This window comes from Mesorhizobium sp. B2-3-11 (genome assembly GCF_006442215.1).
GTDB classification, from domain to species: Bacteria; Pseudomonadota; Alphaproteobacteria; order Rhizobiales; family Rhizobiaceae; genus Mesorhizobium; species Mesorhizobium salmacidum.
The window spans coordinates 637,291-664,124 of record NZ_VFVS01000001.1; the positions used below are offsets into that span (position 1 = coordinate 637,291).

General features: G+C 62.7%; 23 protein-coding genes and 1 pseudogene. 9 read left to right on the forward strand and 15 right to left on the reverse strand.

The features are described from left to right. The first annotated feature begins 10 nt into the window (after positions 1–10). The 4 genes from FJ960_RS03305 to rpmG all read left to right on the forward strand — a co-directional run bounded on the left by FJ960_RS03305 (position 11) and on the right by rpmG (position 2,903). Positions 11–751, forward strand: a complete 741-nt coding sequence (locus FJ960_RS03305; protein ID WP_140711818.1) for an NUDIX hydrolase — start codon at positions 11–13, stop codon at positions 749–751. Positions 752–829: 78 nt separating this feature from the next. Then, positions 830–2,008, forward strand: a complete 1,179-nt coding sequence (locus FJ960_RS03310; protein ID WP_140711820.1) for an MFS transporter — start codon at positions 830–832, stop codon at positions 2,006–2,008. A 113-nt stretch (positions 2,009–2,121) separates the two neighbouring features. Next, positions 2,122–2,580, forward strand: a complete 459-nt coding sequence (locus tag FJ960_RS03315) for a hypothetical protein (protein WP_140711822.1) — start codon at positions 2,122–2,124, stop codon at positions 2,578–2,580. 155 nt (positions 2,581–2,735) lie between these two features. Continuing rightward, positions 2,736–2,903 carry a 50S ribosomal protein L33 gene (gene rpmG / locus FJ960_RS03320; RefSeq protein WP_006201775.1) on the forward strand — a complete coding sequence of 56 codons (168 nt, stop codon included), beginning with the start codon at positions 2,736–2,738 and terminating at the stop codon, positions 2,901–2,903. A 105-nt stretch (positions 2,904–3,008) separates the two neighbouring features. Here the strand turns inward: rpmG and ugpC are convergent, their stop codons facing one another. From ugpC to FJ960_RS03370, 9 genes are all read right to left on the reverse strand, one after another. Further along, positions 3,009–4,076, reverse strand: coding sequence for a sn-glycerol-3-phosphate ABC transporter ATP-binding protein UgpC (ugpC, locus tag FJ960_RS03325; protein WP_140711824.1), 1,068 nt, complete (start codon positions 4,074–4,076; stop codon positions 3,009–3,011). A gap of 4 nt (positions 4,077–4,080) precedes the next feature. Beyond that, on the reverse strand, positions 4,081–4,929 hold the full coding sequence (locus tag FJ960_RS03330; protein WP_140503592.1) for a carbohydrate ABC transporter permease: 849 nt from the start codon (positions 4,927–4,929) through the stop codon (positions 4,081–4,083). After that, positions 4,929–5,852 (reverse strand): sugar ABC transporter permease, encoded by a 924-nt coding sequence (locus FJ960_RS03335; protein WP_140503590.1) that lies wholly within the window; start codon positions 5,850–5,852, stop codon positions 4,929–4,931. The genes FJ960_RS03330 and FJ960_RS03335 overlap by 1 nt, the downstream gene beginning before the upstream one ends. A 222-nt stretch (positions 5,853–6,074) precedes the next feature. Continuing rightward, positions 6,075–7,352 carry a sugar ABC transporter substrate-binding protein gene (locus tag FJ960_RS03340; protein ID WP_140711826.1) on the reverse strand — a complete coding sequence of 426 codons (1,278 nt, stop codon included), beginning with the start codon at positions 7,350–7,352 and terminating at the stop codon, positions 6,075–6,077. Between the two features lie 29 nt (positions 7,353–7,381). Beyond that, entirely contained in the window at positions 7,382–8,569 is a 1,188-nt protein-coding gene (locus tag FJ960_RS03345; RefSeq protein WP_140711828.1) for a PLP-dependent transferase, read from the reverse strand. Position 8,570: 1 nt separating this feature from the next. Then, positions 8,571–9,299 (reverse strand): FadR/GntR family transcriptional regulator, encoded by a 729-nt coding sequence (locus FJ960_RS03350; protein ID WP_140711830.1) that lies wholly within the window; start codon positions 9,297–9,299, stop codon positions 8,571–8,573. Positions 9,300–9,384: 85 nt separating this feature from the next. Continuing rightward, entirely contained in the window at positions 9,385–10,938 is a 1,554-nt protein-coding gene (locus FJ960_RS03355; RefSeq protein ID WP_181174138.1) for an FAD-dependent monooxygenase, read from the reverse strand. Positions 10,939–11,502: 564 nt separating this feature from the next. Beyond that, on the reverse strand, positions 11,503–12,876 hold the full coding sequence (locus FJ960_RS03365; protein ID WP_027144982.1) for a PleD family two-component system response regulator: 1,374 nt from the start codon (positions 12,874–12,876) through the stop codon (positions 11,503–11,505). Positions 12,877–12,909: 33 nt separating this feature from the next. Beyond that, entirely contained in the window at positions 12,910–13,326 is a 417-nt protein-coding gene (locus tag FJ960_RS03370) for a response regulator (RefSeq protein ID WP_281405559.1), read from the reverse strand. 202 nt (positions 13,327–13,528) lie between these two features. Between FJ960_RS03370 and FJ960_RS03375 the strand changes: the two genes are divergently transcribed. Together FJ960_RS03375 and FJ960_RS03380 are read left to right on the forward strand one after the other, a co-directional pair. Continuing rightward, positions 13,529–13,828, forward strand: coding sequence for a DUF3572 domain-containing protein (locus FJ960_RS03375; protein ID WP_027144983.1), 300 nt, complete (start codon positions 13,529–13,531; stop codon positions 13,826–13,828). After that, on the forward strand, positions 13,825–14,487 hold the full coding sequence (locus FJ960_RS03380) for a hypothetical protein (RefSeq protein ID WP_140503579.1): 663 nt from the start codon (positions 13,825–13,827) through the stop codon (positions 14,485–14,487). The genes FJ960_RS03375 and FJ960_RS03380 overlap by 4 nt, the downstream gene beginning before the upstream one ends. A gap of 60 nt (positions 14,488–14,547) precedes the next feature. On the opposite strand, the gene FJ960_RS03385 is transcribed toward FJ960_RS03380, so the two are convergent. Continuing rightward, complete coding sequence (locus FJ960_RS03385) at positions 14,548–16,107, reverse strand: hypothetical protein (RefSeq protein WP_246672604.1); 1,560 nt, start codon at positions 16,105–16,107, stop codon at positions 14,548–14,550. 257 nt (positions 16,108–16,364) lie between these two features. Further along, entirely contained in the window at positions 16,365–16,940 is a 576-nt protein-coding gene (locus tag FJ960_RS03390; protein WP_140503576.1) for a GNAT family N-acetyltransferase, read from the reverse strand. 65 nt (positions 16,941–17,005) lie between these two features. Between FJ960_RS03390 and FJ960_RS03395 the strand changes: the two genes are divergently transcribed. Continuing rightward, positions 17,006–18,334 carry a DNA polymerase IV gene (locus FJ960_RS03395; protein ID WP_140711833.1) on the forward strand — a complete coding sequence of 443 codons (1,329 nt, stop codon included), beginning with the start codon at positions 17,006–17,008 and terminating at the stop codon, positions 18,332–18,334. A 6-nt stretch (positions 18,335–18,340) separates the two neighbouring features. On the opposite strand, the gene FJ960_RS03400 is transcribed toward FJ960_RS03395, so the two are convergent. Beyond that, entirely contained in the window at positions 18,341–18,847 is a 507-nt protein-coding gene (locus FJ960_RS03400) for a hypothetical protein (RefSeq protein WP_140503573.1), read from the reverse strand. Between the two features lie 185 nt (positions 18,848–19,032). Here FJ960_RS03400 and FJ960_RS03405 point away from each other — a divergent pair, with 185 nt between their 5' ends. Further along, the gene (locus tag FJ960_RS03405) at positions 19,033–19,914 is read left to right on the forward strand and encodes a DMT family transporter (protein WP_140503571.1); all 882 of its coding nucleotides are present in this window, start codon (positions 19,033–19,035) and stop codon (positions 19,912–19,914) included. Positions 19,915–19,923: 9 nt separating this feature from the next. Here FJ960_RS03405 and FJ960_RS03410 read toward each other — a convergent pair whose 3' ends face one another. The 3 genes from FJ960_RS03410 to FJ960_RS03420 form a co-directional block, all read right to left on the reverse strand. Beyond that, positions 19,924–20,727, reverse strand: a complete 804-nt coding sequence (locus FJ960_RS03410; protein ID WP_140711835.1) for a potassium channel family protein — start codon at positions 20,725–20,727, stop codon at positions 19,924–19,926. A 55-nt stretch (positions 20,728–20,782) separates the two neighbouring features. Further along, on the reverse strand, positions 20,783–24,310 hold the full coding sequence (dnaE, locus tag FJ960_RS03415) for a DNA polymerase III subunit alpha (RefSeq protein ID WP_140711837.1): 3,528 nt from the start codon (positions 24,308–24,310) through the stop codon (positions 20,783–20,785). Between the two features lie 106 nt (positions 24,311–24,416). Then, positions 24,417–26,429 carry an acetyl/propionyl/methylcrotonyl-CoA carboxylase subunit alpha gene (locus FJ960_RS03420; protein WP_140711839.1) on the reverse strand — a complete coding sequence of 671 codons (2,013 nt, stop codon included), beginning with the start codon at positions 26,427–26,429 and terminating at the stop codon, positions 24,417–24,419. A gap of 247 nt (positions 26,430–26,676) precedes the next feature. On the opposite strand from FJ960_RS03420, the pseudogene FJ960_RS03425 reads away from it, so the two are divergent. Next, positions 26,677–26,834 (forward strand): annotated as a pseudogene (locus FJ960_RS03425) (S-(hydroxymethyl)glutathione dehydrogenase); the annotation flags it as partial.

The window sequence follows — 26,834 nt, forward strand, 5'->3', positions numbered from 1 at the left end:
GGTCCTGCGCATGGAAGCAATGACCAAGGCGGATGCCGACAAGCTCGATAACGGCCTTGCCCCGCATGGCGGCCGGCCCCTGCGTCCGCGTGACGCCGCGACACTCATCCTGCTCGACCGCAAGGGCGACGACATCCTGGTGCTGATGGGACGCCGCCACGCCGCGCACGCCTTCATGCCCGGGAAATTCGTCTTCCCCGGCGGCCGCACCGACCCTGCCGACAGCCGCATCCCGACGGCGACCACACTTAACCAGCACGAAGAAGCCAAGCTGAGCGCCGGCCCCGGCCGCACCAGCCATGCCCGCGCCCGTGCCATCGCTTTGTCGGCGGTCCGCGAGACCTATGAGGAAGCCGGGCTGCTGATCGGCCGCAAAGGCGCCTTTGCCACGACCAGGCGCGATTGGCAGGCTTTCGTCGAACATGGCGTGGCGCCGTCGCTGGAGGCGTTGCGCTTTGTCGCGCGCGCCATCACGCCGCCGAACCGGGTGCGCCGCTTCGACACCCGCTTCTTCAGCGCCTGGCGTGACGACGTCGCCGTCGAATTGGCCGATGGCGGCCCGACCAACGAACTGGAGGAATTGGTCTGGCTGCCGCTCGCCAAGGCCAAGCAGGCTGATATACCCGACATCACCCGAATGATCCTGGATGAATTGGAAAAGCGGCTCGCCAATGATCCACTGCTGCGTCCGGGCGGCCCTGTCCCCTTCTACAGGCTTGTCCGCAACCGCTTCACCCGCGAACTTCTCTAGAGCAATTCCAGGAAAAGTGTGACGCGGTTTTCCGTCCGGAATTGCGTAAGATCAAACAGACAGAGTATTCAGCATCTCATGACGGTCGATACCCAACCAAAGGGCGACGAACGCGTACACTGGCTGCCGATGGTGGCGGCGATCTCGTCGATCAGCGTCGTCGGCATTGCTATCGGCCTTGGCATGCCGCTGCTCAGCGTCATCCTGGAAACACGCGGCCATTCTGCTTCGATGATCGGCCTCAACACGGCCGTTGCCGGCCTGGCCTCGATCGCCGGGGCGCCACTGGCTACGCCGCTGGCCATGCGCTTCGGCGTCGCCTGGACGATGATCGCCATGATCGCCGCCGGCGCGCTGGCCTTCATCGGTTTCCATTTCGCGCCTGATTTCTGGATGTGGTTTCCCCTGCGCATCGTGCTGCACATCGCGCTGACCGTGCTGTTCATCCTGTCGGAATTCTGGATCAGCACGTCGGCGCCGCCACACCGACGCGGCCTTGTGCTTGGCATCTACGCCACCGTTCTGTCGCTCGGTTTTGCCGCGGGGCCGTGGCTGTTCGCCCATCTCGGCAGTTCCGGCTTCAGGCCGTTCGGCGTCATCATCGCCCTGGTGACGCTGGCCGCGATACCGGTGCTGGCCGCGCGCAACGAAAGCCCCACCATCGTGGCCGACAGTGAAACCAGCCACTTCCTTCGCTACATCTGGCTGGTGCCGACCGCGACTTTCGCCGTGCTTGTGTTCGGCGCGGTCGAGACCGGCGGCTTCGCGCTGTTTCCGATCTATGGCAATCGCATCGGTTACTCCGAGGCCGATGCGGCGCTGCTGCTGACCATGATCGGACTCGGCAACGTGCTGTTGCAGATCCCGATCGGCATGATCAGCGACCGCGTCACGGACCGGCGCTATCTGCTGCTCGCCTGCGCCACGGTCGGTCTCGCCGGCACGATGTTCATGCCGTTCTTTGCCGCGAACTGGCACCTGATGGCCGCCCTGCTTTTCGTCTGGGGCGGTGTCGTTGCCGCCATGTACACGATTGGCCTCGCCCATCTCGGTTCGCAGCTTTCCGGTCACGAACTGGCGTCGGCCAATGCCGCTTTCGTGCTGTGCTATGGCGTCGGCATGGTGCTAGGCCCGCAGGCGATCGGCATCGGCATGGACAGTTTCGGGCCCTCCGGTTTTGGCTGGTCGCTCGGCCTGTTCTTCGCCGCCTACATCGCCCTGGTCTGCTTCAGGCTCGTCCGCAAGATACTCCTGTAGAGCCCAACCCGATCGTTTATCGGCACCGTGCAGCGGCAGGCTGCTGACAGAACCGTGTCAGCAGCCACCGGTTAAAAGGGTGTCCTAAAACATCCTGAACCGAGGACACTCCGATGATCGACAGCGGCTTTGAAACCACTTCGCTGCGAATGACGCTCCTGCTGCTCGTCAGCTTCCAGGCTCCAGCTGCCGATGTCGACCGCATCATGGACGCGGTCGTCGCGATCGCACCGCTGGCCATGGGCAAGTATGACCGCAACGCCTACCAGTCGGCGCACGGCATCGAACGCTACAGGGCGCTTGAAGGAGCCGCGGCCGGCGCCGAAACCGAATTGCGCCGCCGCCCGGGCACGGTCGAGGTTTCATTCGAATTGCCCGATGACCAGGCGCTGGCGGCCCGCGTCGTCGAGGCGATTTTCCAGGCGCATTCCTATCAGGAGCCGGTGATCCGCATCCAGCCGATCCTTGCCAGCCGCTCCAAGGGTCTGGACGACCGCGCCAATCCGAATCGCTGGTGGAACACGACCGGAGACTGGAAGAAGGTTGCGGTATCAGAGGTGGAAAACGCCTGATTATATGCATACAGTGCAGCTTGGGCGGGACACATCACGTCCGCCGGGCTTGACTTTCCAGGCACGTTCTTTATGTGTCGCGCCAAGTTTCCCGCGTCCGGGTGTTTTCCCGTGCTCCAGCGGCCAAAACTCCACGAACATAACGGACTGAGATCATGGCCAAAGCCGCAAACATCAAGATCAAGCTTCTGTCGACCGCCGACACCGGTTTCTTCTACGTCACCAGCAAGAACAGCCGCACCAAGACCGACAAGCTGTCGTTCCGCAAGTATGACCCGGTCGCCAAGAAGCACGTCGAATTCAAGGAAACCAAGATCAAGTAATCTGGGTTTTCCTCTGGAATGCCGAAACGCCGCCCATCGGGCGGCGTTTTTCGTTTACAAGGCGGAAGGCTCCGGGCTGAGTTCCCTCGGCCTGGATGAATTCATTCAGCCGATGCGATCGCCGCTTTTCGGATCGAACAGATGCAGCGACGCGGGATCGGCCGCCAGCCGCACCATGTCGCCGGGCTTCACGCCGGCGCGGCCCATGGCAAAGACGCAAAGCTGCTGGCCGGCCAATTTGACATAGAACTGCGTCGACAGGCCGAGCGGCTCCACCACTCCCACTTCGCCTTGCAGGGCGCCGTCATCGGCCAGCCGGATATGCTCGGGTCGCAGGCCGACGGTGATGACGTCGCCATCCCTGAGCGGCAGGCCGTCCGGTAGCCGAAGCTTCTGGCCATCAGACAACACGGCGTCCACCTTGCCGCCCTTCTTCACCGCCGCCGGCAGGAAATTCATGCCAGGCGAGCCGATGAAGCCGGCGACGAATATATTGGCCGGCCTGTCATAGAGATCGAGCGGCGCGCCGACCTGCTGGATCAGCCCGTCATGCATGACGACGATGCGATCGGCCATGGTCATCGCCTCGATCTGGTCGTGGGTGACATAGACAGAAGTGGTCTTCAACTGCTGGTGCAGTGCCTTGATCTCGGCGCGCATATGGACGCGCAGCTTGGCGTCGAGGTTCGACAGCGGCTCGTCGAAGAGAAAAACCTTGGGATCGCGCACGATGGCGCGGCCCATGGCGACGCGCTGGCGCTGGCCGCCGGACAATTGCCTGGGCAAGCGTCGCAGGAACGCATTGAGCCCCAGCCGCTTGGCGGCACCATCGACGCGAGCATCGATCGCCGGCCTATCGGCCTTTCGCAGCATCAGGCTGAAGCCCATGTTCTTCGACACGTCCATATGCGGATAGAGCGCATAGGACTGGAACACCATGGCGATGTCGCGGTCCTTGGGCGCCACGTCGTTGACCAGCCGCTCGCCGATGCGGATCTCTCCGCCGGAGGCTTCCTCGAGGCCGGCGATCATGCGCAAAAGCGTGGACTTGCCGCAGCCGGACGGTCCGACCAGCACGACAAACTCGCCATCGGCGATCTCAAGATCGACCGCGTGCAGGACGCGCACGGCGCCGTAGTCCTTACGAACCTTTTCGAGTGTAACAGAAGCCATCGATCTATCCTTTGACGGCGCCGGCGGTCAGGCCGGTGACGAGATAGCGTTGCAGGAAGGCGAAGAAGATGCAGACCGGGATCAACGCCAGGATCGATGCCGCCATCATCTGCCCCCAGTCGACGGCGAACTTGCCGATGAAGGTGAGCAGGCCGACGGCGAAGGTTTTCTGGTCGTCGCTGGAAATCAGCATCAGCGCGAACAGAAGCTCGCTCCAGGCGGCGGTGAAGACGAAGCCCAGCGTCGCACCCATGCCGGGCAGCGTCAGCGGCACGATCACCCGGCGCATCGCCTGCGCGCGGGTGCAGCCGTCGATCATCGCCGCCTCTTCCAGATCCTTCGGGATGCCATCGAAGAAGGACTGCATCAGGAAGGTGGCGAAGGCGGTGTTGAAGGCGGTGTAGATGATGATCAGCCCGGTAAGGCTGTTGATCAGGCCGATCTGGCCCATCACGCGGTAGATCGGCGGAATGACCATCACCAGCGGAAAGGTCTGGGTCAACAGCAGCATCAGCGCCAGTGCAGCCTTGCCGCGAAAGGTGAAGCGCGACATGGCGTAGCCGGCGAGCGTGGCGATGACCGTGACCAGGGCCGCCGTCGAGACCGAGACAATGACGCTGTTGAGGAAATAGCGTGGGAAGTCGGTGGCCTCGAGTACGGTGACGAAGTTCTGTAGCGTCATGTGCGACGGCCAGAATGTGATGCCTTCGGAATAGAGCAGCCGCTCCGGCGTGACCGAGATCTTCAGCGTCCAGTAGATCGGGAACAGAGCGAAGACCACATAGGCGGCGATCGCGGCGTACAGGCCGATGCCGCCGAAGAAGCGCTGCGGGGCTGAGCGTCCAGCGATCATCAGACGTGTCTCACAAGCGAGCGGCGGATGGCGATCAGCACGATCGCGTAGGCGATGAGCAGGACGAGCAACAGCACAGCCACAGCCGAGGCATAGCCCTTGTCCAACGACTTGAAGGCGCTGACATAGATGTAGACCGGAACCGTGTTGGTCGAGCCGGCCGGTCCGCCCTCGGTCATGACGAAGATCAGGTCGGCGAAGGTGGCGATCCAGATGGTGCGCAACATCACCGTGATGGCGATGGTCGGCGCCAGGAACGGCAGCGTGACCTTGGTGAAGCGCTGCCACGGCGAAGCGCCGTCGATCGCCGCCGCCTCATGCAGTTCCGAGGGGATAGACTTCAGCGCCGCCAGCAGCGTGATGGCGAAGAACGGAATGCCGAACCAGACATTGGCGATGATCGGCCCCCACATGGCGGTTGAGGGATCGGAGAGAACGTTGGTCGGTTCGGCCTTCAGCCCCAAGGCGAACAGCCAGTGTGGCAGCGGACCGACGATCGGGTTGAACAGCCAGGCCCAGGTCAGGCCCGACAGGAAGGATGGCACCGCCCAGGGCAGGAAGACCAGCGCCTGCACCGCCTTGCGGCCCCGAAACGGCTTGTCGAGCAGCAGCGCGAGGCCAAGGCCGAGGAAGAACTGGAAGAACAGGCTGGTCACCGTCCACCACAGCGTGTTGATCAGCGCCTGGCCCAGCACCTGATCCGACAGCATCGCCTGGTACTGCCCGAGCCCGACATATTCGGATTTGAAGGCCGAGAATTTGCGGAAGGAGTAGCTGATGCCGATGACCAGCGGCACGAGCAGCACCACGATCAGCAGGATGATCGCCGGGCTGAGATAGAGCCAGGGCTCGATCGTCGCGTAGGAGAGCCGCCTCTTTCGCGGCCGCCCTGCGGATCGAATTTCGGATACGGCATAGGTCATTGGCTGCGGACGTCCTCTGGGGGCACGGCGTTGGCGACAAGCGTCCTTCTCCCCGTTTTACGGGGAGAAGATGCCGGTCCACCCTCCGCAGCTGCAGCGCAGCTGCTGCGGGGACGGGCAGGCGGATGAAGGGCGGCGCCAGCTTCCCATAACACAGCGCTGCCCCTCATCCGGCCCTATCGGGCCACCTTCTCCCGTGAACGGGGAGAAGGAAGGAGGCGCTCACTTCTTGTTCTTCGCCAGCCAGTCCTGCTGTTCCTTGGTCAGGAAGGCAGCCCATTGGTCGGCGACGTCCTTGGCCGTCTTCTGGCCAAGCAGCACTTCCTGGAAGTTCTTGATGGCGACCTGGTCGACGAAGTTGCCGAGGTTTTCCAGATGCGTGGGCGGTGTCACCATTTCATATTTGGAACTGTCGCTCAGCTCCGTGAACCAGCCCTTGAACTGCTCGGTCTTGAAATGGGGATCCTGCTCGGCGCCCTTGTGGATCGGCACGACGCCGACTTCCTTGGCCCATTCCAGATTGTCCTTCGGCGAGAGCAGCGTTGCCATCAGCTTCCAGGCGTCGTCCTTGTGCTGGGAATTGGCGAACATCGCCCAACCAGCATAGCCCAGCGTGGGGTAGGATTTGCCGCTCGGTCCGACCGGCAGCGGCGCCACGGCGAAGTCGTCGGCGCTCATCTTGTCGGCGATGCCGAGCAACGCGTCCGGATCCTGGTTAAGCATGGCGCAGGTGCCGGAATAGAAACCGGTGACGGTCTCATTGAAGCCCCAGCTCACGGAATCCTTCGGCGCAAGACCGTTCTTGTACATGTCGGCCAGCATCTGCAGGCCCTTGACCGAGCCCTCTTCATTGATGGTCGAAGTGCCGTCCTCGTTGAAATAGCCGCCCTTGCCGGCGGCGATGTTCATGAACATGTGCATGCCATTGAAGGCACCCGGCCCGCCGCGCAGGCAATAGCCATACTTTCCAGGGATGGCGGAGATCTTCTTGGAATCGGCGACGAAATCGTCGAGCGTTGCCGGCGGGCCGTCGAGACCGGCCTCCTTGAACAGCTTCTTGTTCCAGAACAGCGCGTTCACATAGTAGCCATAGGGGATCATGAACTGGGTGTTGTTCACGGTCGAGCCGAACTGCTTGGCGCGGTCGCCGAGCGTCTTGGCGTCGTCCCACTTGGCCATATAGGGGCCGAGATCCTCGAGTTGGGCGTTGTTGGCGTAAAGCCCCATCCAGCGTTCCGGCATCTCGACCACATCGGGCGTATCGCCGGCCTGCACCATGGTGAGGAATTTTTCAAAGGCCTGGCCCCAGGGCAGCGAGACGAGCTCGACCTTGACCCCGGGATTGGCCGCCTCGAACTCGGCGATCTGCTTTTTCAGGAATTCGGTGCGCGGCGGACTGGTGATCACCTCGACCATTTTCAGGGTCGAATCGGCCAGCGCGCCTCCGGCGGAAATCGCCAGCCCCGCGACGGTGGCAAGCATGACGGTCAGTTTTTTCATGTTCAAGACTCCCATTTTGAACCCGCTTGTTATTTTCTGGCTTTTTCGAAGGCCTGGGCGACATCCGCCCAGAGATCCTCGACACTTTCCAATCCGACATTGAAGCGGATGGTTCGGGGGCTGACGCCGAAGCGCGCCATCGAATTCAGTCCCGGCGTCTGTTCCAGCGACGCCTTGGCCGGCACGACCAGACTCTCATGCCCGCCCCAGCTGACGCCGATGCGGAAATATTTCAACGCGTCGACGAAGACGGGAATGTCGATATCCTCGGTAACCTCGAACGAGAACAACCCGCCATAGCCGGCAAGCGTCGCCTTGCCCGGATGGTTCGAATAGACAGGGTGGTTGACCCGCTCGACATTGCCATGCGCCTTCAGCCGCTCGGCGATGGCAAGCCCGCTCTTCATGTGGTGCGGCAGGCGCAGCGGCAGCGTGCGCAGGCCGCGCAGCAGCAGCCAGGCCTCGAACGGCGACAGCTTGCCGCCGAGATAGGAATAGGTCTGCTCGTTGATATGCTTGATATGCGCGGCCGAGCCAGCCACCACCCCGGCAACGGTGTCGCTATGGCCGCCGAGATATTTCGAGGCCGAGTGCAGCACGAGGTCGACGCCGTGCGAGATCGGCTTCTGGAACACCGGCGTCGCCCAGGAATTGTCGATGGTGGTGACGATGCCCTGTTCCTTGGCCAACCGGGTCAGATGCGGCAGGTCCTGGAGCTCGAACACCATCGAGGTTGGGCTTTCCAGATAAAGCAGCTTGGCGCCGGGCAATGCCGCCGCGACCGCATCCGGGTCGGAGCCATCGACATAATCGACCTTGATGTTGAGCCGCGGCAGGAGGCGTTCGAACAGCCGGTAGGCATCGCCGTAACAATTGCGCACCGCAATGATGCGCTCGCCCGCCCCGACAAAAGCAAGCACGGTGGCGCTGATCGCCGCCATGCCGCTGGAGAATCCGCGCGCGGCCTCGGCGCCTTCGAGCGCCGCGACCCGCGACTCGAACTCCATCACCGTCGGATTGTCGCCGCGCGAATAGATCGGCTGCTTTCGTTTGCCGGCAAACGTATCGGCCATTTCGGCATAATTGGCGAAGGTGAACAGCGAGGTCTGGTAGATCGGCGGCACGACGGCGCCGCCTGGGAACGGCTCGTCATGCGCCAAAAGCGTCGCCGCCTCGGCGAGATAGTCTTGATCGAAACCGGCTGGCTGCTCGTTCATCTCAGGTCCGAAGTTTGAGTTTGGCCGCACCGCGCTTCAGGTCGTCCTCGACGGTGGCGATGAGCTTCAGCGCCTCGGCGCGAGCGCCCCGTGGATCGCGTGCCGCGATGCATTCGTAGATGGTGCGGTGATAGGGAAAGCTGGCATGGCCGAAATCGCGCACGCCGAGCGGATGCTCCCAGAAGCGATGGAACAGTTCGTGCATGGCGGCGATGATCTGTTCGAACAGCGGATTTCCGGAGACCCGGTAGATCGCCTGGTGGAATTCCCAGTCCTCTTCCGACGACATGCCGTCAAGGGTGCGAAACGCCTGCTCCATGATATCGAGCTTGCGTTCGATCTCGGCAATGTCGGCCAGGCTTGCCCGCTCGGCGCACTGCGCCGCCGCTTCCGCTTCCAGCGCGCGGCGGATTTCCAGCGTCTGCATCAGGCTGGTGAAGTCATTGCCGCCCGCCAGCGTCAGCGGCAGATGCAGCATGTCGGGCGAGACGGCCGCCTTGAGATAGGTGCCGCTGCCTTGCCGGCGTTCGACCAGGCCCAATCCCTCCCACCGCGTCAGCGCCTCGCGCACCGTGTTGCGGCTGACCTTGAGCCGTTCGGCCAGGATGCGCTCGGTCGGTAGTCGCTCGCCAGGCTGCAGGGCCTCGGCGCGAACGAAACCCACCAATGCCTTCAGCACGGCGTCGTCGCGCGCCGTCGTCTGAATGGGTGGCAGGCTGTTCTGGTCCACACTTCCTCCAAGTGGTCCAATGGTCCAACCAATTTCTGCATAGATGGGCTCTCCTGTCAATCACTTGTCAGGAGGCAGTCAGCCTTCAGCCCATGGAAGGTTGTGACGCGCTGCGTTCAGAAGAACACCCGGCCCCGGCAGCCGGTCCGAACCATCTGGTCAGCGCATCGGCCAATCGCTGTTGCGTCCCAACTCCGATCCACGCCACGTAGCCATCGGGCCGGATCAAAACCGCGTCGGGTGCAGCGACCGTTCCCAGTACAGGAAGCTCCCAGGCGCCGGCATACCCGGCATCGATCTGCCGGATCCGGTCGACCCAAGGCGCAATGTCCAGCCTGCCTGGTTCGCCGAAATTGAGGAGCAGCGGCCGCGCGTCGTGCAGCAAGGTAAACAACCGTAACGGCCCTTTGGCGGTGAGCAGGTCGAGATCGGGCATGCGCCGCCCAAGCAGCGCGTGCCCTTCCCCGAAATCGTAGTGGACACCCAGGCCAGACATCTCCGCGGCGATCCGTTTGCGCGGCCCATCCATGGCGAGCAGTTCGGCGAATGTGTCGCTCAAGGCCTTGGTCCGAGCATCCATCCGACGAAGCGCTACCTGTGCCATCGCGTTGCGCAGCACGCGGGCGGCGACCGGATGGCGTTCGGCATGGTAGCTGTCGAGCAGGCTTTCCGGTGATACCAGCTTGATCACCTGGGCCAGCTTCCATCCCAGGTTCACCGCGTCCTGCACGCCGATGTTGAGGCCCTGTCCGCCCATTGGAGGATGGATATGCGCGGCGTCACCGGCCAGCAGAACACGTCTGTCGCGGTAGGCGGCAGCCTGCCGCGTCATGTCGGTGAACCGGGAAATCCAGGTCGGACTGTGGATCCCGTAATCGGTGCCGTACACTGCGACAAGCGCCTCGCTGAGATCGCGTAGTGTCGGTTCGCCACCAATGGTCAGTTGTCTCTCGGTCAGCACGACACCCACCCGGCCACTTTCCTCAATCTTGCCGATCGCATGAATACCGTAGGCGTCGCTGCGAAAACCCAATGCAGGTTCCTCCGCCATCTCGACCTCGGCGATCATCCAGCTCATCGTCGGATCCCATCCGTCGAACGCGATGCCCGCCGCCTTGCGGATCATGCTGCGTCCGCCGTCGCAGCCGACGAGATACCGGGCCCTCAGGCACCGGCCACCAGACAGGTCGACATCGACGCCACCATCATCCTGTGTGAAACCCGTGACATCCTGTCCGCGATAGATCGGCACCTCCAACTCGCTGATCCAGTCGGCCAATATCCGCTCTATATGGTTTTGCCGCAGCGCCAGCAGATAGTTGTGCCGCGTGGGAAAATCGCTGATGTCCAACCGGATCATGTGAAATCCCACGGACGGCGAAGGCTGTCCCTGCGAGAGGAACCGGTCGGCAATTCCGCGCTGGTCGAGCACCTCGATGGTGCGAGCGTGCAGGCCACCCGCCCGCGAACCGATGAGTTCCTGATTTGGCCGCCGCTCGACAATGGCCACATCGACGCCAGCCAACGCGAGTTCGCCGGCCAACATCAACCCGGTCGGACCGCCTCCGGCGATCACCACCTCATGGTCCCGACGCACTTGGCCTCTTGGCAACTGGCCTCTTGGCAACAATTCCGGCATTTCGCCACTCCCGTTTCCGTTAACCTGGGTCGCGGTTTTACGGGAACAGCCGGGTCTTGCCGCAAGCCCCTCGTGCGCCATATCTATGAAATGGAGGGGGTAGCTCCTCTCCTCCCCTATGCAAACGGCAGTGGAAAGTCGCGGCGTTGTGAAGTGACAGCGCGCGCGAGATGTAACTGATGTTGTTACAATCCAGGAAAGCCTTCTTCAGGCCTTGCCGCACACACAAAAAAGCCCCGGCACTTCCGGGGCTTGACACAGATTCCTAATGTCATATCGACAAAGGGGGCCGGTCGGCGTTTGGCAGCGGTACGAGGAGGCCACTATGTGCCAGCGCCGGCCGGCCGACCCCACGGACCCAGGAGATGCGGCGGACCTGAGCATCATGGGGTATTCCTGAGGGACCGAGCCGGCGATCTACCCTCGTGCCGGCTTCGTCTTGGCCTTCACATTTGCGCAAGAGCTTATGGAAATCAACAGTTTCTTAACCAAGGCTCGCGAATCGCTTGGATTAAGGTAAATGGGTAACCCTGTTGGCTTGACCGGATAATCCGGCCCGGACCGTCAGGCCGCCTTGGCAACGACGCGGTTGCGGCCGCCGCTCTTGGCTTCGTAGAGCGCGAGATCGGCGCGCTTCATCAGCGCCGCCACCGTATCCACGCCCTTCAGCACCGATGACACGCCAACGCTGACGGTGACCTCGATCGTCTTGCCGTCGGCACCGATGGCGAACGGCATCTGGGCGATTTCGGCACGGATGCGCTCGGCCACTTTCTCGGCCACGGTGCCGTCGGTGTCCGGCATCACCACCACGAACTCCTCGCCGCCGAACCGGCAGGCAAGGTCGATACCCCTGACGTTCTTGCGCAGCCGCCGTGCGAATTCGCGCAGCACATCGTCGCCGCCGTCATGGCCGTGCGTGTCGTTGATTGACTTGAAGCGGTCGAGATCCGTGATCATCACCGACAGCGGCCGGCGCCGCGCCACGGCGCGGTCGAACAGCGTCTGCAGATGGCTGTCGAGATAGCGGCGGTTGTGCAGACCGGTCAGGCCGTCGGTCACGGCCATTTCGATGGTCTGGGTAACGCTGGCGCGCAATTGGTCGTTGTAGCGCTTGCGGCGCACCTGGGTGCGCAGCCGCGCCGTCAGTTCCTGCTGGTCGATCGGCCGCATCAGATAGTCGTTGATGCCGAGTTCCAGCCCTCGGATGATGCGCTCCTCCTCGCCCTCCTCCGCCAAAAGGATGATCGGCACGAAACGGGTGCGGTCGAGCGAGCGCAATTGCGAGCAGAGCCTGAGCGGATCGAAATCGGCGAAGGCCGTCGAGATCATCACGCATTCATAGGGCGTTTCGGCGGCTTGAAAGAACCCGGCATGCGGATCGCCGGTGACGTCGAGGTCGGCCCTGTCGCGCAACATCTTCTGGATGCGCTCGACCGACGATTTGCGCTCATCGATCAAAAGCACTTTCGGCGTCGTGTCCTCGGACGCGAAATTGCGGCTCAAAAGTTCTTCGATGCCGATGTTGCGTGTGGTCGAGGCGCGCAGCCGAAGCTCGTCGGTCAACGACTTCAGGCGGACCAGGCTCTTGACGCGCGTCATCAGTTGCAGGTCGTTGACCGGCTTGGTCAGGAAATCGTCGGCGCCGGCCTCCAGCCCGCGCACGCGATCGGAAACCTGGTCGAGCGCCGTGATCATCACCACCGGAATGTGCGACGTCGCCGGATCGCTCTTCAGCCGCCGGCAGACTTCGAACCCGTCCATATCGGGCATCATCACGTCGAGCAGCACAACGTCGACCTTGCCGTTCTCGCAGGTCTCGATCGCGTCGGGCCCGTTGGTGGCGGTCAGCACCTCGAAATATTCGGCCAGCAGCCGGACCTCCAGCAGCCTGACATTGGCAGGGATGTCGTCGACGACGAGGATCCGCGCGGTCATTTCACAAGCCTCCGGCTCGGCTGGAAGGGAACATCAGGCATCGCCCAGATAGGATTTGATGGTTTCGATGAAGCGCGGCACCGAGATCGGCTTCGAAATATAGGCCTCGCAGCCGCCCTGGCGGATGCGTTCCTCGTCGCCCTTCATCGCGAAGGCAGTCACAGCAATGACCGGGATGACGTGCAGATCGTCGTCCTCCTTCAGCCATTTGGTCACTTCCAGCCCCGACACTTCTGGCAGTTGGATGTCCATCAGAATGAGGTCCGGCCGGTGCTGGCGCGCCAGGTCGAGCGCTTCCAGACCGTTGCGGGTGCGCACCGTCTCGTAACCGCTTGCTTCGATGAGGTCCCGAAAGAGCTTCATATTGAGCTCATTGTCCTCGACGATCATGACCTTCTTAGGCATCGAAATCCCGTCCCGGCCGTCCTCCGCCCCGGAGGTGGCCGTCATGCGCTCTTTCCTTGGACGCACCAAACCATGCTTCACGATACGGCAATATGATTGACGAAACGGAAACCCATAGCCTGCAAAGCAGCACGAATTCCGCCGCGCCTCCCGCGCATCCAAAAGGCGCACCGCGCTCTAATGGCTTGCCGCGGCCAACTCTTGCCATTACTGCGGGAGAGACTCATTCCACACACCGAAGGTAGTGATGGCAAACGCAGCGTCAATGCGCGAAGAGGCCGAAACCATTGCCGTGAAGGCATTGGGCTTCGTTGCCGCCGATCCGGAGCTTTTACCGCGCTTTCTGGCGATCACCGGAATAGAGGCGCATTCGATCCGCCGGGCGGCCGGCGAGCCGGGGTTCCTGGCCGGCGTCCTGCAATTCATTCTCGCCCACGAGCCGACTTTGATGCGCTTCGCCGAGGAAACCGGCACGCCACCGGCGGCCGTCGGCAAGGCGTTGCGCGCCTTGCCGCTTGGCGATGACAATCACGAGCGTTCCACATGAGCGATGATCCCGAAACCGCGCGCCAGATCGAGGAACTGGCGGCTGACGACAGGCCGCTGCTCGTGCTCGACGTCGACGACGTGGTGCTCGAATTCATCCGCCCTTTCCCGCATTTCCTCAAGGCGCGTGGCTATGGCCTGACGCTGGCATCCTTCCGGCTGACCGGTAACATTGCCGAAACGGCCAGCGGCCGGCTGATCGAACAACCCGAAGTCGCGGCACTTTTGGGTGATTTCTTCGATGCGCAAGCCGATTGGCAGAGCATCACCGATGGAGCCGCGAAAGCTTTGACGGGGCTTGGAGACCGCGCGGAAATCATATTGCTGACGGCCATGCCGCACAGGCATCGTGCCGTGCGGCGCGCCCATCTCGACGCCCTCGGGCTAAGCTATCCGCTGCTGACCACCGAAATGGCCAAGGGCCCGGCGGTTGCCAGGCTCCGCGGCAATACCGGGCGGCCGGTGGTCTTCGTCGACGACCAACCGGCCAATCTGGCGTCGGTGCGGGAATCTGTCGCCGACGCAAATCTTTTCCATCTGATGGCCGACAATTCGCTGCGCGCGTTCCTGCCGTCGGTCCCGGACGATGTCATCGTCGTCCAGGATTGGCACCAAGCCGCGCCGAAGATCGCGACCGCGCTGGGATTTCAGGCGCTTTGACGCACTCCCGCGCGGAAAACCGCTTTACACTTTTCCTGGAATTGGTCGAGGGCTGAAACCTCAAGGATTGAGCTTAGCCCCTGCCCCGCCATTAGAGCTGCCGCCATTGTCGCCGCCGCCATTGTCGCTGCCGCCGCTCTCGTCGTCCGAGCCGTCACCGTCGACACTGTCGTCCACCGCTGGGTCAGCAGGCTTCAGCATGACGCCGTTGACGGCGACCGAGCCGTCGGCCTTGGTGTTGATGACCCATTCCAGCTTGCCGTCCGGCAGCGTCTTGGCAAAACCCTTCGCCATGAGAGCGACAGGCACGTACTGCCCGACCTCCGGCTCCGCCTTCGCTGCTTCCTGCAGATGTTCCATGATCTTGTCGAAGCCGGCGACGTCGACAGTGAGATTTGCGTCAGGTTTCTGGCCGAAGCTTGTCATCTCGCCTTCCAGCGCGATTTCCATGTCCTTGTTCTTCACGGTGCTGTGGCCGATGACGACCTTCGGCGTCTTGGCAAGGAAGTCGGCTTTGAGCTGGTCGCCGAACTCGGCCGGCAGCGGCGGATTCTGATTGAGGTCAAAGGCTTCGATCGCCTTCTTCGCCATGCTGTCGAGATCGATGTTGGCGCCGCCGAAGTTCAGGTCGATATCGGTGGGCAGCAGCGCCACGCTCCAGCTCGGCAAGAGCTGCTGCGGCACGGTCAGCCCCGAAGCCTTGATGCCATAGCTGACCTTGCCGTTCTGGGCGACCCCGTCGGAACCGAACGCTATGCCGAACTGGGTTGCCCCGAACGTGCCGATCGGGCTGTCGACCGCGAAATCCTTGAAGCCATAGGTTCCGTCGATACGCTCCCACACGGGAAGCGCTGCAAGCAGAAGCGACTTGAGCTGCGCCTGGTTCGCCTTCAGCGTCTTCTCGTCCTCATTGGCCACGGCAAACGCCAGGAGGTCGAGCAGAGGCTTGGTCTGCACACCCTTGCCGCCGGCGTTCACAGAAAATTCCGGCGACTTCACGGTAACGGGAAAATTCAGCCCGCTCTCGGGATCATTGAATTTTATCGCTTCGACGAAGTTCAAGATCTTTTGCGACGTCGTGAAATCGACGCCGCCATTGGCCGCCTTGGTCGCGGAAAGCGTCACGGTGCCGGCACCAGCGCTCGCCTCCATCTGCTGCTTGCTATCCTGCGACGACACCGTCATCCCGGCAATTGAGCTCGTGGCGCTGGTGAAGGCTGCCAGCTTGGGGTCATAAACGCCGCTGCCCTTGCCGTCCTTGATCGAAAACCGCGTGCTTTGCTTTCCCTGGGGGCCGTTGAATTCAAAGGACGCGCTCTGCGAAAAATCCATCGAGACATCCCAGGACCCATCACTGCGCGGCTTGACCAGCAGGGCGTAGGGCGCAAAGTCGAATTTCATCAGCTTCTGGTCGGGAAAGCTGCTGGCAAGCGCCTTGAAATCGAACACGATCTTGTAGGCGTCGCCTTCGGCCGAAACCTTCAGGATACCCTTATCGAGCGCCTGTTTGCCGACATAGCGGGATAGGTCATCGGACAATTGCTTGGCGCCCTGGCTGTCGACGGTCTGGCCGAAAGCAGGCGCACTGAGCAGCAGCGCGGTAAAGGCAATTGGCAACATACGGTTCACGGGAATTCTCCGTTCGGTCGAAGGCAAAATTCGTTTCGTATCTCTGGTAGGGAAATACCATCACGACTGCAAGACGATGACGGCCAGGCATTCGGCTTCAACACCAACCGCGAATGGTTCGTCGACCAGCCGCGCAATCTGGCACCGCTGCAGAATAAAGGACTCAGTTTCGTCCCGCTCCCTTATTTCCTCATGAGCAAAATCACTTTGCCGTAGAAAATACTATGCAACTGCAAGCTGAAGTTTTCCTACAATGTCAGCCGCATCAGCGGCCGGCCGGCCTTGCGCTCCACAAGCCTCTCGAACCCGGCCTTCTCGAAGACCCCAGATGAGCCGACAAACAGGCCGATCGAACGCGAATCGCGGGACAGGTCGATCGGGCAGGCCTCGACAAGCCGCGCGCCGTTCCTGCGGGCAAAATCGATGCCGCCTTCGACGAGGCGGTGCGTGATGCCCCTGCCGCGCGCCTTGGCGCGGATGAAAAAGCAGGAGATCGCCCAGACGGCCGGATCGGACGCGTCGGCGGGATCGATCGGCGCCGAGCCCCTGCCCTTGTTGTTCCATTCGGGCACGTCGGCGCGTGGCCCGATCTGCATCCAGCCAACCGCCTTGCCATCCTCGAAAGACAGCAGGCCGGGCGGCGGGCCGGCCTCGATGCGCGCCTTGATGTGGTCCTTGTTGCGTTCACGGCTGCTCTCGCGCCGCGCCGCCGGCGCCAGCCGGAAATGCGTGCACCAGCAGCCATAACAGGCGCCCTGCTTGCCAAAAAGGTCCTCGAACTCAGGCCAGAGCTCAGGCGCCAGCGGCACTACCGTCGTGCTCATGCGTTCTCCCCAGGCCAGGCTTGTCGCTGGCCTTGCGCTGTCGTACCATTGCTTCTGTTCTCTATATGTTCGCAGCGATGGCGGCTCCTGTCAACAATCCCGATCACGGTTTTTGTCGTGACTGCCTGATGTTTCAGCGCGATGAAACGCGCCGCTGCGAACGCTGCGGCAGCCCTCGCCTTGCCCGCCATCCTGAGCTTTACCGGCTGCATCTGGCCCATATCGATTGCGATGCGTTCTACGCGGCGATCGAAAAGCGCGACAACCCGGCGCTCAAGGACAAGCCGTTGATCATCGGCGGCGGCAAGCGCGGCGTCGTCTCCACCGCCTGTTATATCGCACGCATCCGCGGCGTGCGCTCCGCCATGCCGATGTTCAAGGCGCTCGAGGCCTGCCCCGAGGCGGTCGTGATCGCGCCCAACATGGAAAAGTACGTGGCCGTCGGCCGCGAGGTGCGCGCCATGATGCAGGCCTTGACGCCGCTGGTCGAGCCGCTGTCGATCGATGAGGCATTCCTCGATCTCGCCGGCACCGAGCGGCTGCATGGCCTGCCGCCGGCGGTGGTGCTGGCGCGCTTCGCGCTGGCCGTGGAGAAGGAGATCGGCATCACCGTTTCATCAGGCCTGTCCTATTGCAAGTTCCTCGCCAAGATCGCGTCCGACTTCCGCAAGCCGCGCGGCTTCTCCGTCATTGGCGAGGCCGAAGCGGTCGGCTTTCTGGCAACGCAGCCGGTGACCATGATCTGGGGTGTCGGCAAGGCGTTCAACGCCACGCTCGAACAGGATGGCATCCGCACCATCGGCCAGCTTCAGAAGATGGAACGCGGCGAACTGATGCGCCGCTATGGGGTGATGGGCGAACGGCTCTACCGGCTTTCGCGCGGTGAGGATGTCCGCCGCGTCGACCCCGACCAGGACGCCAAGAGCGTATCGGCCGAAACCACTTTCGACACCGACATCGCCTCGCTGGAAGAGCTGGTCTCCGTGCTGAGGGGCCTTTCGGAGAAAGTCTCGGCGCGGCTGAAGAAGTCAGGCATTGCCGGGCGCACCGTCGTGCTGAAGCTGAAGACCCAGGATTTCAAGCTGCGCACGCGCAACCGCCAACTCGGCGACCCGACCCGGCTCGCCGACCGCATCTTTTCGACTGGCGTGGAACTTCTTCGCAAGGAGACGGACGGAACGAAATTTCGATTGCTCGGCATCGGTGTCAGCGACCTCTCCGATGACGACAAGGCCGACCCGCCGGATCTGGTCGATGTCCAGTCGCGCAAGCGCGCCATGGCCGAAGGCGCCATCGATGCGTTGCGCGACAAGTTCGGGCGCAAGGCTGTGCAAACCGGCTACACCTTCGGCAAGGGCCGCGACGCCCATCCACCGGAGCCGCTTGAAGATTGAACCCGATCAGCTGCGCCGAAGATCGATGCGGCTGGTCACAACGCTCTTGCCGGTTTGGGGATCACGGTCGACCACCGTCAAAACAATGCCGTCCGCCCCATTTTTTTGTACGGTAAGCTGCGCGGTGCGATCGCCATTGACCTCCTTGGCCCAGCGAATGGCGAGGTTTATCGCATTGCCGGAACGGCTTCCGTTCAGCTGCGCCGGTCCGGTGCGCGATCCCACATAGACGCCGCTGTATTTGCCGCCGCTGACCTTCAGACGAGCGCTGATGGCGCGTGTCACCACGATCAGGCCGCGGCAGTTGCCGTCGAGCGACAGCGAGGTTGAGGTCGCGTTCGACTTGAAGCTGCAGGAAACACTGACGTTCGGCACATCCGTGGTTACCTGAACAGTGCCCTTGCCAGCGAAATTGCCCTTGAACGACTGGAGAAATTTGGTCTCGTCGGCATGAGCCGCGCTCGCAGCAATCACCAGGCAGCCAGCAAGCGCCACTTGCGCGAATCGTCTCATGAAACCCTCCTTGTCGACACGGGAATGCGCGTTTGCACAGCACGGATACTAGGGGGCTCAACGCCCCTAGCCGTATCGGGTTCCGCCCGCAGCATGACTGCTCCCAAAGCCTTCGCCGCGACTGGCCCAGAAGAATACATGGACTAGCGATTGCTCCGACAGCCACGGCCTGCGACATAGCGGACATGGCACCCACCCCGTCGATCCCCAAGGCCGCGTTCTGGATGGCGCTGTCGATCACGTCGTTCCTGGCTATGTCCGTCGCCGGCCGCGCCACCACGGCCGAACTCAATGTCTTCCAGGTGCTGGAACTGCGTTCGGTCATCGGCTTCTTCATTCTGCTGCCGCTGGTGATGGCGACAGGTGGGCTTGCCGCGATGCGCACGCAGCGGCCGCTGGCCCATATCGCGCGCAATGTCGTCCACTATAGCGGCCAGGCTGCCTGGCTCTACGCGTTGACGCTCATTCCGCTGGCGGTGCTGATCTCGATCGAATTCACCACGCCGATCTGGACGGCGATCCTGGCGGTCACGTTTCTCGGCGAAAGGCTGAGCCGGCCACGGCTCGCGGCGATCGTGCTTGGGCTGATCGGCGTGGTCGTCGTCGTGCGTCCAGGCGTCGGCTCGGCCGATGTGGGCCATCTGGTCGTGCTGGGCGCGGCGGTCTGTTTCGGCGTTTCGCTGGTGCTGGTCAAGTCGCTGACGCGCACGGACAGCGTCGTGCGGATCATCTTCTGGATGCTGGTCATCCAGTCCGTGGTCGGCCTTGTTCCGGCTCTCTACGAATGGCGCAACCCTTCGCTTGCACTGTGGCCTTGGATCATCCTGATCGGTTTCACCGGCATGTCGTCCCATTTCTGCCTCGCCCGCGCCCTGGCCTATGCCGACGCGACCGTGATCTCGCCGATGGATTTCCTGCGCGTACCGCTGTCGGCATTGATCGGCTGGCTGCTCTATCAGGAGCAGATCGACGCCTTCACCGCCGGCGGCGCATTGCTGATCCTGATGGGCAATTTGCTCAACTTGCAGCGCAAAGCTGTAAAGCCGGCCGAGGTCGCGGCGTCATAGCACTGCCGGTCAGTTCCCTTCGTCTGGAATGTTGAGGATATGGCCGCATGCCTTGCAGTGCACGGCGTCCGGCTCATGCCGCCGCAACCCGCATTGCGGACAGGGAAAGAACACCTTGGCCGGCCGAAAGATCGCCTGCGCCAGCCTGACGAACAGCGATATGCCGATGATCATGGTCACGATCGCCGTCAGCTTGCCGGCGATGCCCGGCAGCACGATGTCGCCGAAGCCGGTTGTCGTCACGGTCGCGACGGTGAAGTAAAGCGCGTCGATGTAATTTTCCAGTCCGGCACCGTTGCGGAAAAAGAACGTGTAAACGAAGCCCGTGATGACAAAGAGAAAGGTCAACAGGTTGATGACCGCGTGGCTTGCCTCGCGCCAGGGCCGCAGGCCACGCATCTCGAAATGCCGCCAGATCGAACCGCTGCGCGACAGCGACCACAGCCGCAGAATTCGCAGAAAGCCGAGACTTGCGAGCGCCGCCGGCATCAGCAGCGTCAGAAGGATGAAGGCATCCACCCAGAAGGTCGGCTGCTTCATCAGGCGCAGCATGTCGTTGGAGGCCAGCAGCCTGGCAATCAGATCGGCGGCGACCAGAGCCGCCACGGCATAGTCCAGCCACAGAAACGAGGCCGACTGCTGGATGACCGGCGTGGCGATGAAAAAGGCGATGATGGCGAGGTCGATGATGACGGCCACCAGCTGGAACCGGAACGCGGCCGGCGAGCGCCCATGATAGAGCCTGCGCAGCATGTCGCGTAGACGCGCCGTCGCGGAAAGATCCTGCGATGCGCGCGTCCCCTTGGCCTTCATGCAGGCATGAGCGGCAGGTGCCGGCCCGCGGGTTGCCGCCTGGCAAGCGCGCAGATCACACCAGCTCCACTTCGACCACGCCCGGCACGGCGCGCATCGCCGAGGCGATCTGCGGCGAGACACGGTAGCCGCCATTCAGGGCAATCTCGACCTCGCCCTGCGCCTCGTCCTTGATCACGATAATGCTGACCTGGCTTTCCCCGCGCTGGGTTAGCTGGGATTGGATGATCGAGGCAGGCCCCTCGTTCCTGACGAAAATGCGCAGAGCCTTCTGGATGCGGCTTGCTTCGTCCTCCAGCGATTGGACGGAGTTGATGCGCAGGTTGACACCCTCGGGCCTGTCCTCCGCCGCGACAGTGATGACAACCGAGCGGCCCGCTTCGAGGAGATCGCGATACTGGGCCAATCCTTCTGAAAACAACACGGCCTCGTACTGGCCGGAGGTGTCGGAAAAGGCAACCACGCCCATCTTGTTGCCGGTGCGCGTCTTGCGCTCCTGCTTGCTGGTGACGGTGCCGGCAAGCCGGCCGGCGGAAGCGCCGCGCTTGACGGCAGCGGAGAACTCCGCCCAGTTCTGCACCCGCATCTTCTGCAGCGCCGCCTTGTACTCGTCGAGCGGATGCGCCGAGAGATAGAAGCCGACGACCTGGAATTCGCGGTGCAGGCGGTCGGCGGCGAGCCACGGATCGGTCGCCGGCAAATTGAGCGCCTGCGACTGGGCGCCGAGCGAGGCGCCGAAGATATCGGCCTGACCCGAAACGGCGTTCTGCTGGGCGAGCGACGCAAGCCCCATCATCCGCTCGACGCCAGCCAACATCTGGGCGCGATCGTGGCCGAAGCAGTCGAGCGCACCGGCCATGATCAGGCTTTCGAAAACCCGTTTGCCGACGATCTTCGGGTCGACCCTCTCGCAGAAATCGGCCAGGCTCTTGAACGGCTTTTCGCCGCGAACGGCTACAATGTGCTCCACGGCGGCATCGCCCACGCCCTTGAGCGCGGCCATCGAGTAATAGATGCGGTTCTCGCCGACCTCGAAGGCACGGAAACTCGTCATCACCGACGGCGCCAGGACTTCGATGCCGAGGCGCAGCGCATCCTGGCGGAAGTCGGCGAGCTTGTCGGTGTTGCCCATGTCGAGCGTCATCGACGCCGCCAGGAACTCGACCGGATAATGCGCCTTGAGATAGGCGGTCTGGTAGGAGACGACGGCGTAGGCGGCGGCGTGCGACTTGTTGAAACCATAGTCGGCGAACTTGGCCAGCAGGTCGAAAATGAAGTCGGCTTGCGGCTTTGCCACGCCGCGCTCGACCGCGCCGGAGACAAAGCGTTCACGCTGCTTGTCCATCTCGGCGCGGATCTTCTTGCCCATGGCGCGGCGCAGAAGGTCGGCTTCGCCAAGCGAATAGCCGGACAGCTCCTGCGCGATCTGCATCACCTGTTCCTGGTAGACGATGACGCCTTGCGTCTCCTTTACCAGATGGTCGATCTTGGGATGGATCGAGGCCATCTCCTCCTCGCCATGCTTTCTGGCGTTGTAGGTCGGGATGTTTTCCATCGGCCCCGGCCGGTAGAGCGCGACCAGCGCAATGATGTCCTCGATGCAGTCCGGCCGCATGCCGATCAGCGCCTTGCGCATGCCAGCACTTTCCACCTGGAACACGCCAACCACCTCGCCGCGCGACAGCATGGCGTAGGTCTCGGGATCGTCGAGAGGAATCGTCGCGAGGTCGATGTCGATGCCGCGGCGGCGGATCAACTTCACCGCCGTCTCAAGCACCGTCAGCGTCTTCAGGCCGAGGAAGTCGAACTTCACCAACCCCGCCTGCTCGACATATTTCATGTTGAACTGAGTGACCGGCATATCCGAGCGCGGATCACGGTACATCGGCACCAGTTCCGACAAAGGTCGATCGCCAATAACGATGCCGGCGGCGTGTGTGGAGGCATGGCGGTAGAGGCCCTCCAGCTTTTGCGCCATGTCCAGCAGTGTCTGGACGATCGGCTCCTTCTCGGCCTCCTCGGCAAAGCGTGGCTCGTTGGCGATGGCGTCGGCGAGTTTGACCGGATTGGCCGGGTTCTGCGGCACCATTTTCGACAGCTTGTCGACCTGGCCATAGGGCATCTGCAGCACGCGGCCGACGTCGCGCAGCACGGCGCGCGCCTGCAGCGTACCGAAGGTGATGATCTGGCCGACCTGGTCGCGGCCATATTTCTGCTGGACGTAGCGGATCACCTCTTCGCGACGATCCTGGCAGAAGTCGATGTCGAAGTCGGGCATCGACACGCGATCCGGGTTGAGAAAGCGTTCGAACAGAAGCGAGAAACGCAGCGGATCGATGTCGGTGATGGTCGTCGAATAGGCGACCAGCGACCCGGCGCCCGAACCACGCCCCGGCCCGACCGGAATGCCTTGCGCCTTGGCCCATTTGATGAAGTCGGCCACGATCAGGAAGTAGCCGGGGAATTTCATCTTCTCGATGATGCCAAGCTCGAATTCGAGCCGCTCACGATACTGTTCGACCGTGTAGCCCGGTGTAGGTCCGTGCAGGGCAAGCCGTGCATCGAGCCCTTCGCGCGCCTGGCGGGCCAGCTCCTCGGCCTCGGCCTTTTCGGCCGCGTCTTTGTCGGAGGCATCGCCGCCGGTGAAACGCGGCAGGATCGGGCTGCGCGTTTTCGGATAATAGGAGCAGCGCAACGCGATCTCGACCGTGTTGTCGATCGCTTCCGGCAGGTCAGCGAACAATTTCGCCATGTCGGCCTGGCTGCGCAGGAAATTGTCCGGCGACAGCCGGCGGCGGGTGTCGACGGCGACGACCGAACCCTCGGCGATGGCGATCAACGCATCATGCGCCTCATACTCATCGCGCGAAGAGAAGAAGGCCTCGTTGGTGGCGACCAGCGGCAATTCATGGGAATAGGCGAGATCGACCGAGGATTTCTCGATCATCCGGTCGTAGCCTGAAACCCGGTCCAGCTCGACATAGAGGCGGTCGCCGAACATCGTCTTGAGAGTGACTAGTCGCGCCTCGGCAAGATCGCGGCGATCTTCCTTCAGGGCTATGCCGATCGGGCCGCGCGGCCCGCCACTGAGACAAATCAGGCCGTCACATTGGCCGTCCATCATTTCGGTGGTCAGGTGCACCGCTTCACCGGGCGGCGTTTCGAGATAAACGCGGCTGACCAGCCGGACGAGATTGGAATAGCCGGCTTCAGTGGCCGCGAGCAGCACGACCGGCCGCATATCGGGGCCTTGCCTACGGCGGTCCCGCTGGCCATCGCTGTTCTCGCCCGAGAAGGCGAGCGCGATCTGGCAGCCGATGATCGGCTGGATGCCGTCCTTCACCGCCTTTTGCGCGAATTCCAGCGCACCAAACAGATTGTTGGTGTCGGTGACGGCGATGGCCGGCGCCTCGTCTTTCACCGCGTGGCCAACGATCTTGCCAAGCTGAAGCGCGCCCTCCAGCAGCGAATAGGCCGAGTGCACGCGCAAATGGACGAACGGCCGCGCCGGCACCTCCGGCCGCGCGGCCGCGATCGCGGCTTCGCGCTTCAGGGGATCGCGTGGAAGTCTGTCATCCGCCATGGTTTGTCGCGCTGTCCGTAAGACTTGAGTCGATGGAGATATATCGTCCGGGACCTGCCGATACCAGTCCAGCACAAACGACTACTGACCACAGGCTTCCAGCCGCTCAGGCGAACTCCATGATCACAGCGTCGACAGCCAGGCTATCGCCGGGCTTGGCGTTGAGTTTCGCCACGACCAGATCGCGCTCGGCGCGCAGCACGTTTTCCATCTTCATTGCCTCGACCACGGCCAAGGTCTCGCCGGCCTTGACCTCCTGGCCTTCGGCAACGGCTATCGACACGACAAGCCCCGGCATCGGGCAGAGCAGAAGTTTCGACGTATCCGGCGCCACTTTGTCCGGCATCAGCCGTTCCAATTCGGCGGTGCGCGGCAGCATGGCGCGCGCGGTCACCGACATGCCTTTCCAGGCGATGCGAAGGCCATTGGCGACAGGCCGGATCTGGGCCGCAACCCTGCGCTTGCCGACCGTGCCGCGCCAGATGAGGTCACCCGGCCGCCAGTCGGACGAAACGGTCAGTGCCTTGCAGCCATCGATGGACAGGTCGATTTCCATCGGGATGGAAATCATGCCTTCAATGATAGAAACCGGCAGATAATCTTCGCCGATCTTCACCACCCAATCGCGCTTGAGCGCTCCCGAATGCGGCGCCAGCCGCCCGCCCAGCCGGTCGAGACGGTCGCGGCGCAGCAGTTCCACCGCGGTGACGATCGATGCCAGAACGGCCCGTTCCTCGCTGTTCGGCACGACGGGGGCAAAACCGTCGGGATATTCCTCCGCGATGAAGCCGGTCGATATCTCCCCTTGCCGCCAGCGCGGATGCTGCATCAGCGCCGCCAGGAACGGTATGTTATGCTCGATGCCGTCGACGACAAAGCTGTCCAGCGCTTCCGACATGGCATCTATGGCCTCGAGCCGCGTGGGCGCCCAGGTGCACAGCTTGGCGAGCATCGGATCGTAGAACATCGAGATTTCCGAGCCTTCGGTGACACCGGTGTCGTTGCGGATGACGATGTCGCCGAACTGTCCTTCCTCCGGCGGCCGGTAGCGCGTCAGCCGGCCGATCGACGGCAGGAAATTGCGATAGGGATCCTCGGCGTAGAGCCGGCTTTCCACCGCCCAACCATTCAGCTTCACGTCGCTCTGCTTGATGGCGAGTTTCTCGCCGGCGGCGACGCGGATCATCTGCTCGACCAGATCGATGCCGGTGACGAGCTCGGTCACCGGATGTTCGACCTGCAATCGTGTATTCATTTCAAGGAAATAGAAGTTCTTGTCCTTGTCCACGATGAATTCGACGGTGCCGGCGCTCTGGTAATCGACGGCCCTGGCCAGCGCCACCGACTGCTCGCCCATCGCCTTGCGCGTCTTGGCATCGAGGAATGGCGACGGCGCCTCTTCCGCCACCTTCTGGTTGCGGCGCTGGATCGAGCATTCGCGTTCGCCGAGATAGAGCGCATTGCCGTGCGCGTCGGCCAGCACCTGGATCTCGATATGACGCGGGTCGACGACGAACTTTTCGATGAAGACGCGATCGTCGCCGAACGAACTCTTGGCTTCCGAGCGCGCCCGGTCAAACCCGTCGCGCACTTCCGACCTATCCCAGGCGATGCGCATGCCTTTGCCGCCACCACCGGCCGAGGCCTTGATCATCACGGGATAGCCGATTTCGCCGGCGATCTTTTCGGCATGGTCGGCATTTTCGATGATGCCAAGCCAGCCCGGAACCGTCGAAACCTCAGCGGCGTTGGCGAACTTCTTCGATTCGATCTTGTCGCCCATCGCCTTGATCGCCTTGGGCTTCGGGCCGATGAAGACGACGCCTTCCGCTTCCAGTGCTTCGCAGAACGCGGCTCGCTCGGACAGGAAGCCATAGCCCGGATGTACGGCCTGGGCGCCGGTCGCCTTGCAGGCGGCGATGATCTTTTCAGGAACGAGATAACTCTGCGCGGCGGGCGACGGCCCGATATGCACCGCCTCGTCGGCCATTTCGACATGCACGGCATCGCGATCGGCATCGGAATAGACGGCGACCGTGGCGATGCCCATCTTGCGCGCCGTCCTGATGACGCGGCAGGCGATCTCGCCACGATTGGCGATCAGGATCTTGGTGAACATGCGGGTAGAATTCCCCTCCGGCAGACGGTTCAGTTCTATGGACTATGTCGCCAGGTCTCAAGTACCGCGGTGGACGACATGACGGGCGCCCCTCCCGACGCGCCGTCGCGCTCCGTGCCGAGCCGGGCTGGTGGTCGAGCGGTGTGCTATCTGCGCCAACAAAGCCGCGATTTCGTCTCATCTGACTGTTGAAGAGCGGGCCAAAACCTGAAAGCCTGCGCAAAAACCGCCTTTGGAGGAATGCCCGATGAAAACCCGCGCCGCTGTTGCTGTCGCCTCCGGAAAGCCGCTGGAGATCATGGAGGTCGACCTCGAGGGACCGCGCGATGGCGAGGTGCTGGTCGAAATCAAGGCGACCGGCATCTGCCACACCGACGAGTTCACGCTGTCAGGCGCCGACCCCGA

Excerpts from the sequence above, each read along its gene's own strand:
- FJ960_RS03375 (WP_027144983.1), top strand. The coding sequence starts at position 13,529 with ATGGCAAACGCAGCGTCAATGCGCGAAGAGGCCGAAACCATTGCCGTG.
- FJ960_RS03340 (WP_140711826.1), bottom strand. The coding sequence starts at position 7,352 with ATGAAAAAACTGACCGTCATGCTTGCCACCGTCGCGGGGCTGGCGATT.
- ugpC (WP_140711824.1), bottom strand. The coding sequence starts at position 4,076 with ATGGCTTCTGTTACACTCGAAAAGGTTCGTAAGGACTACGGCGCCGTG.
- FJ960_RS03405 (WP_140503571.1), top strand. The coding sequence starts at position 19,033 with ATGGCACCCACCCCGTCGATCCCCAAGGCCGCGTTCTGGATGGCGCTG.
- FJ960_RS03345 (WP_140711828.1), bottom strand. The coding sequence starts at position 8,569 with ATGAACGAGCAGCCAGCCGGTTTCGATCAAGACTATCTCGCCGAGGCG.
- FJ960_RS03310 (WP_140711820.1), top strand. The coding sequence starts at position 830 with ATGACGGTCGATACCCAACCAAAGGGCGACGAACGCGTACACTGGCTG.
- FJ960_RS03395 (WP_140711833.1), top strand. The coding sequence starts at position 17,006 with ATGTTCGCAGCGATGGCGGCTCCTGTCAACAATCCCGATCACGGTTTT.
- FJ960_RS03380 (WP_140503579.1), top strand. The coding sequence starts at position 13,825 with ATGAGCGATGATCCCGAAACCGCGCGCCAGATCGAGGAACTGGCGGCT.
- FJ960_RS03365 (WP_027144982.1), bottom strand. The coding sequence starts at position 12,876 with ATGACCGCGCGGATCCTCGTCGTCGACGACATCCCTGCCAATGTCAGG.
- FJ960_RS03385 (WP_246672604.1), bottom strand. The coding sequence starts at position 16,107 with ATGTTGCCAATTGCCTTTACCGCGCTGCTGCTCAGTGCGCCTGCTTTC.
- FJ960_RS03315 (WP_140711822.1), top strand. The coding sequence starts at position 2,122 with ATGATCGACAGCGGCTTTGAAACCACTTCGCTGCGAATGACGCTCCTG.
- dnaE (WP_140711837.1), bottom strand. The coding sequence starts at position 24,310 with ATGGCGGATGACAGACTTCCACGCGATCCCCTGAAGCGCGAAGCCGCG.
- FJ960_RS03400 (WP_140503573.1), bottom strand. The coding sequence starts at position 18,847 with ATGAGACGATTCGCGCAAGTGGCGCTTGCTGGCTGCCTGGTGATTGCT.
- FJ960_RS03370 (WP_281405559.1), bottom strand. The coding sequence starts at position 13,326 with ATGACGGCCACCTCCGGGGCGGAGGACGGCCGGGACGGGATTTCGATG.
- FJ960_RS03410 (WP_140711835.1), bottom strand. The coding sequence starts at position 20,727 with ATGAAGGCCAAGGGGACGCGCGCATCGCAGGATCTTTCCGCGACGGCG.
- FJ960_RS03355 (WP_181174138.1), bottom strand. The coding sequence starts at position 10,938 with ATGCCGGAATTGTTGCCAAGAGGCCAGTTGCCAAGAGGCCAAGTGCGT.
- FJ960_RS03420 (WP_140711839.1), bottom strand. The coding sequence starts at position 26,429 with ATGTTCACCAAGATCCTGATCGCCAATCGTGGCGAGATCGCCTGCCGC.
- FJ960_RS03305 (WP_140711818.1), top strand. The coding sequence starts at position 11 with ATGGAAGCAATGACCAAGGCGGATGCCGACAAGCTCGATAACGGCCTT.
- FJ960_RS03390 (WP_140503576.1), bottom strand. The coding sequence starts at position 16,940 with ATGAGCACGACGGTAGTGCCGCTGGCGCCTGAGCTCTGGCCTGAGTTC.
- FJ960_RS03335 (WP_140503590.1), bottom strand. The coding sequence starts at position 5,852 with ATGACCTATGCCGTATCCGAAATTCGATCCGCAGGGCGGCCGCGAAAG.
- FJ960_RS03330 (WP_140503592.1), bottom strand. The coding sequence starts at position 4,929 with ATGATCGCTGGACGCTCAGCCCCGCAGCGCTTCTTCGGCGGCATCGGC.
- rpmG (WP_006201775.1), top strand. The coding sequence starts at position 2,736 with ATGGCCAAAGCCGCAAACATCAAGATCAAGCTTCTGTCGACCGCCGAC.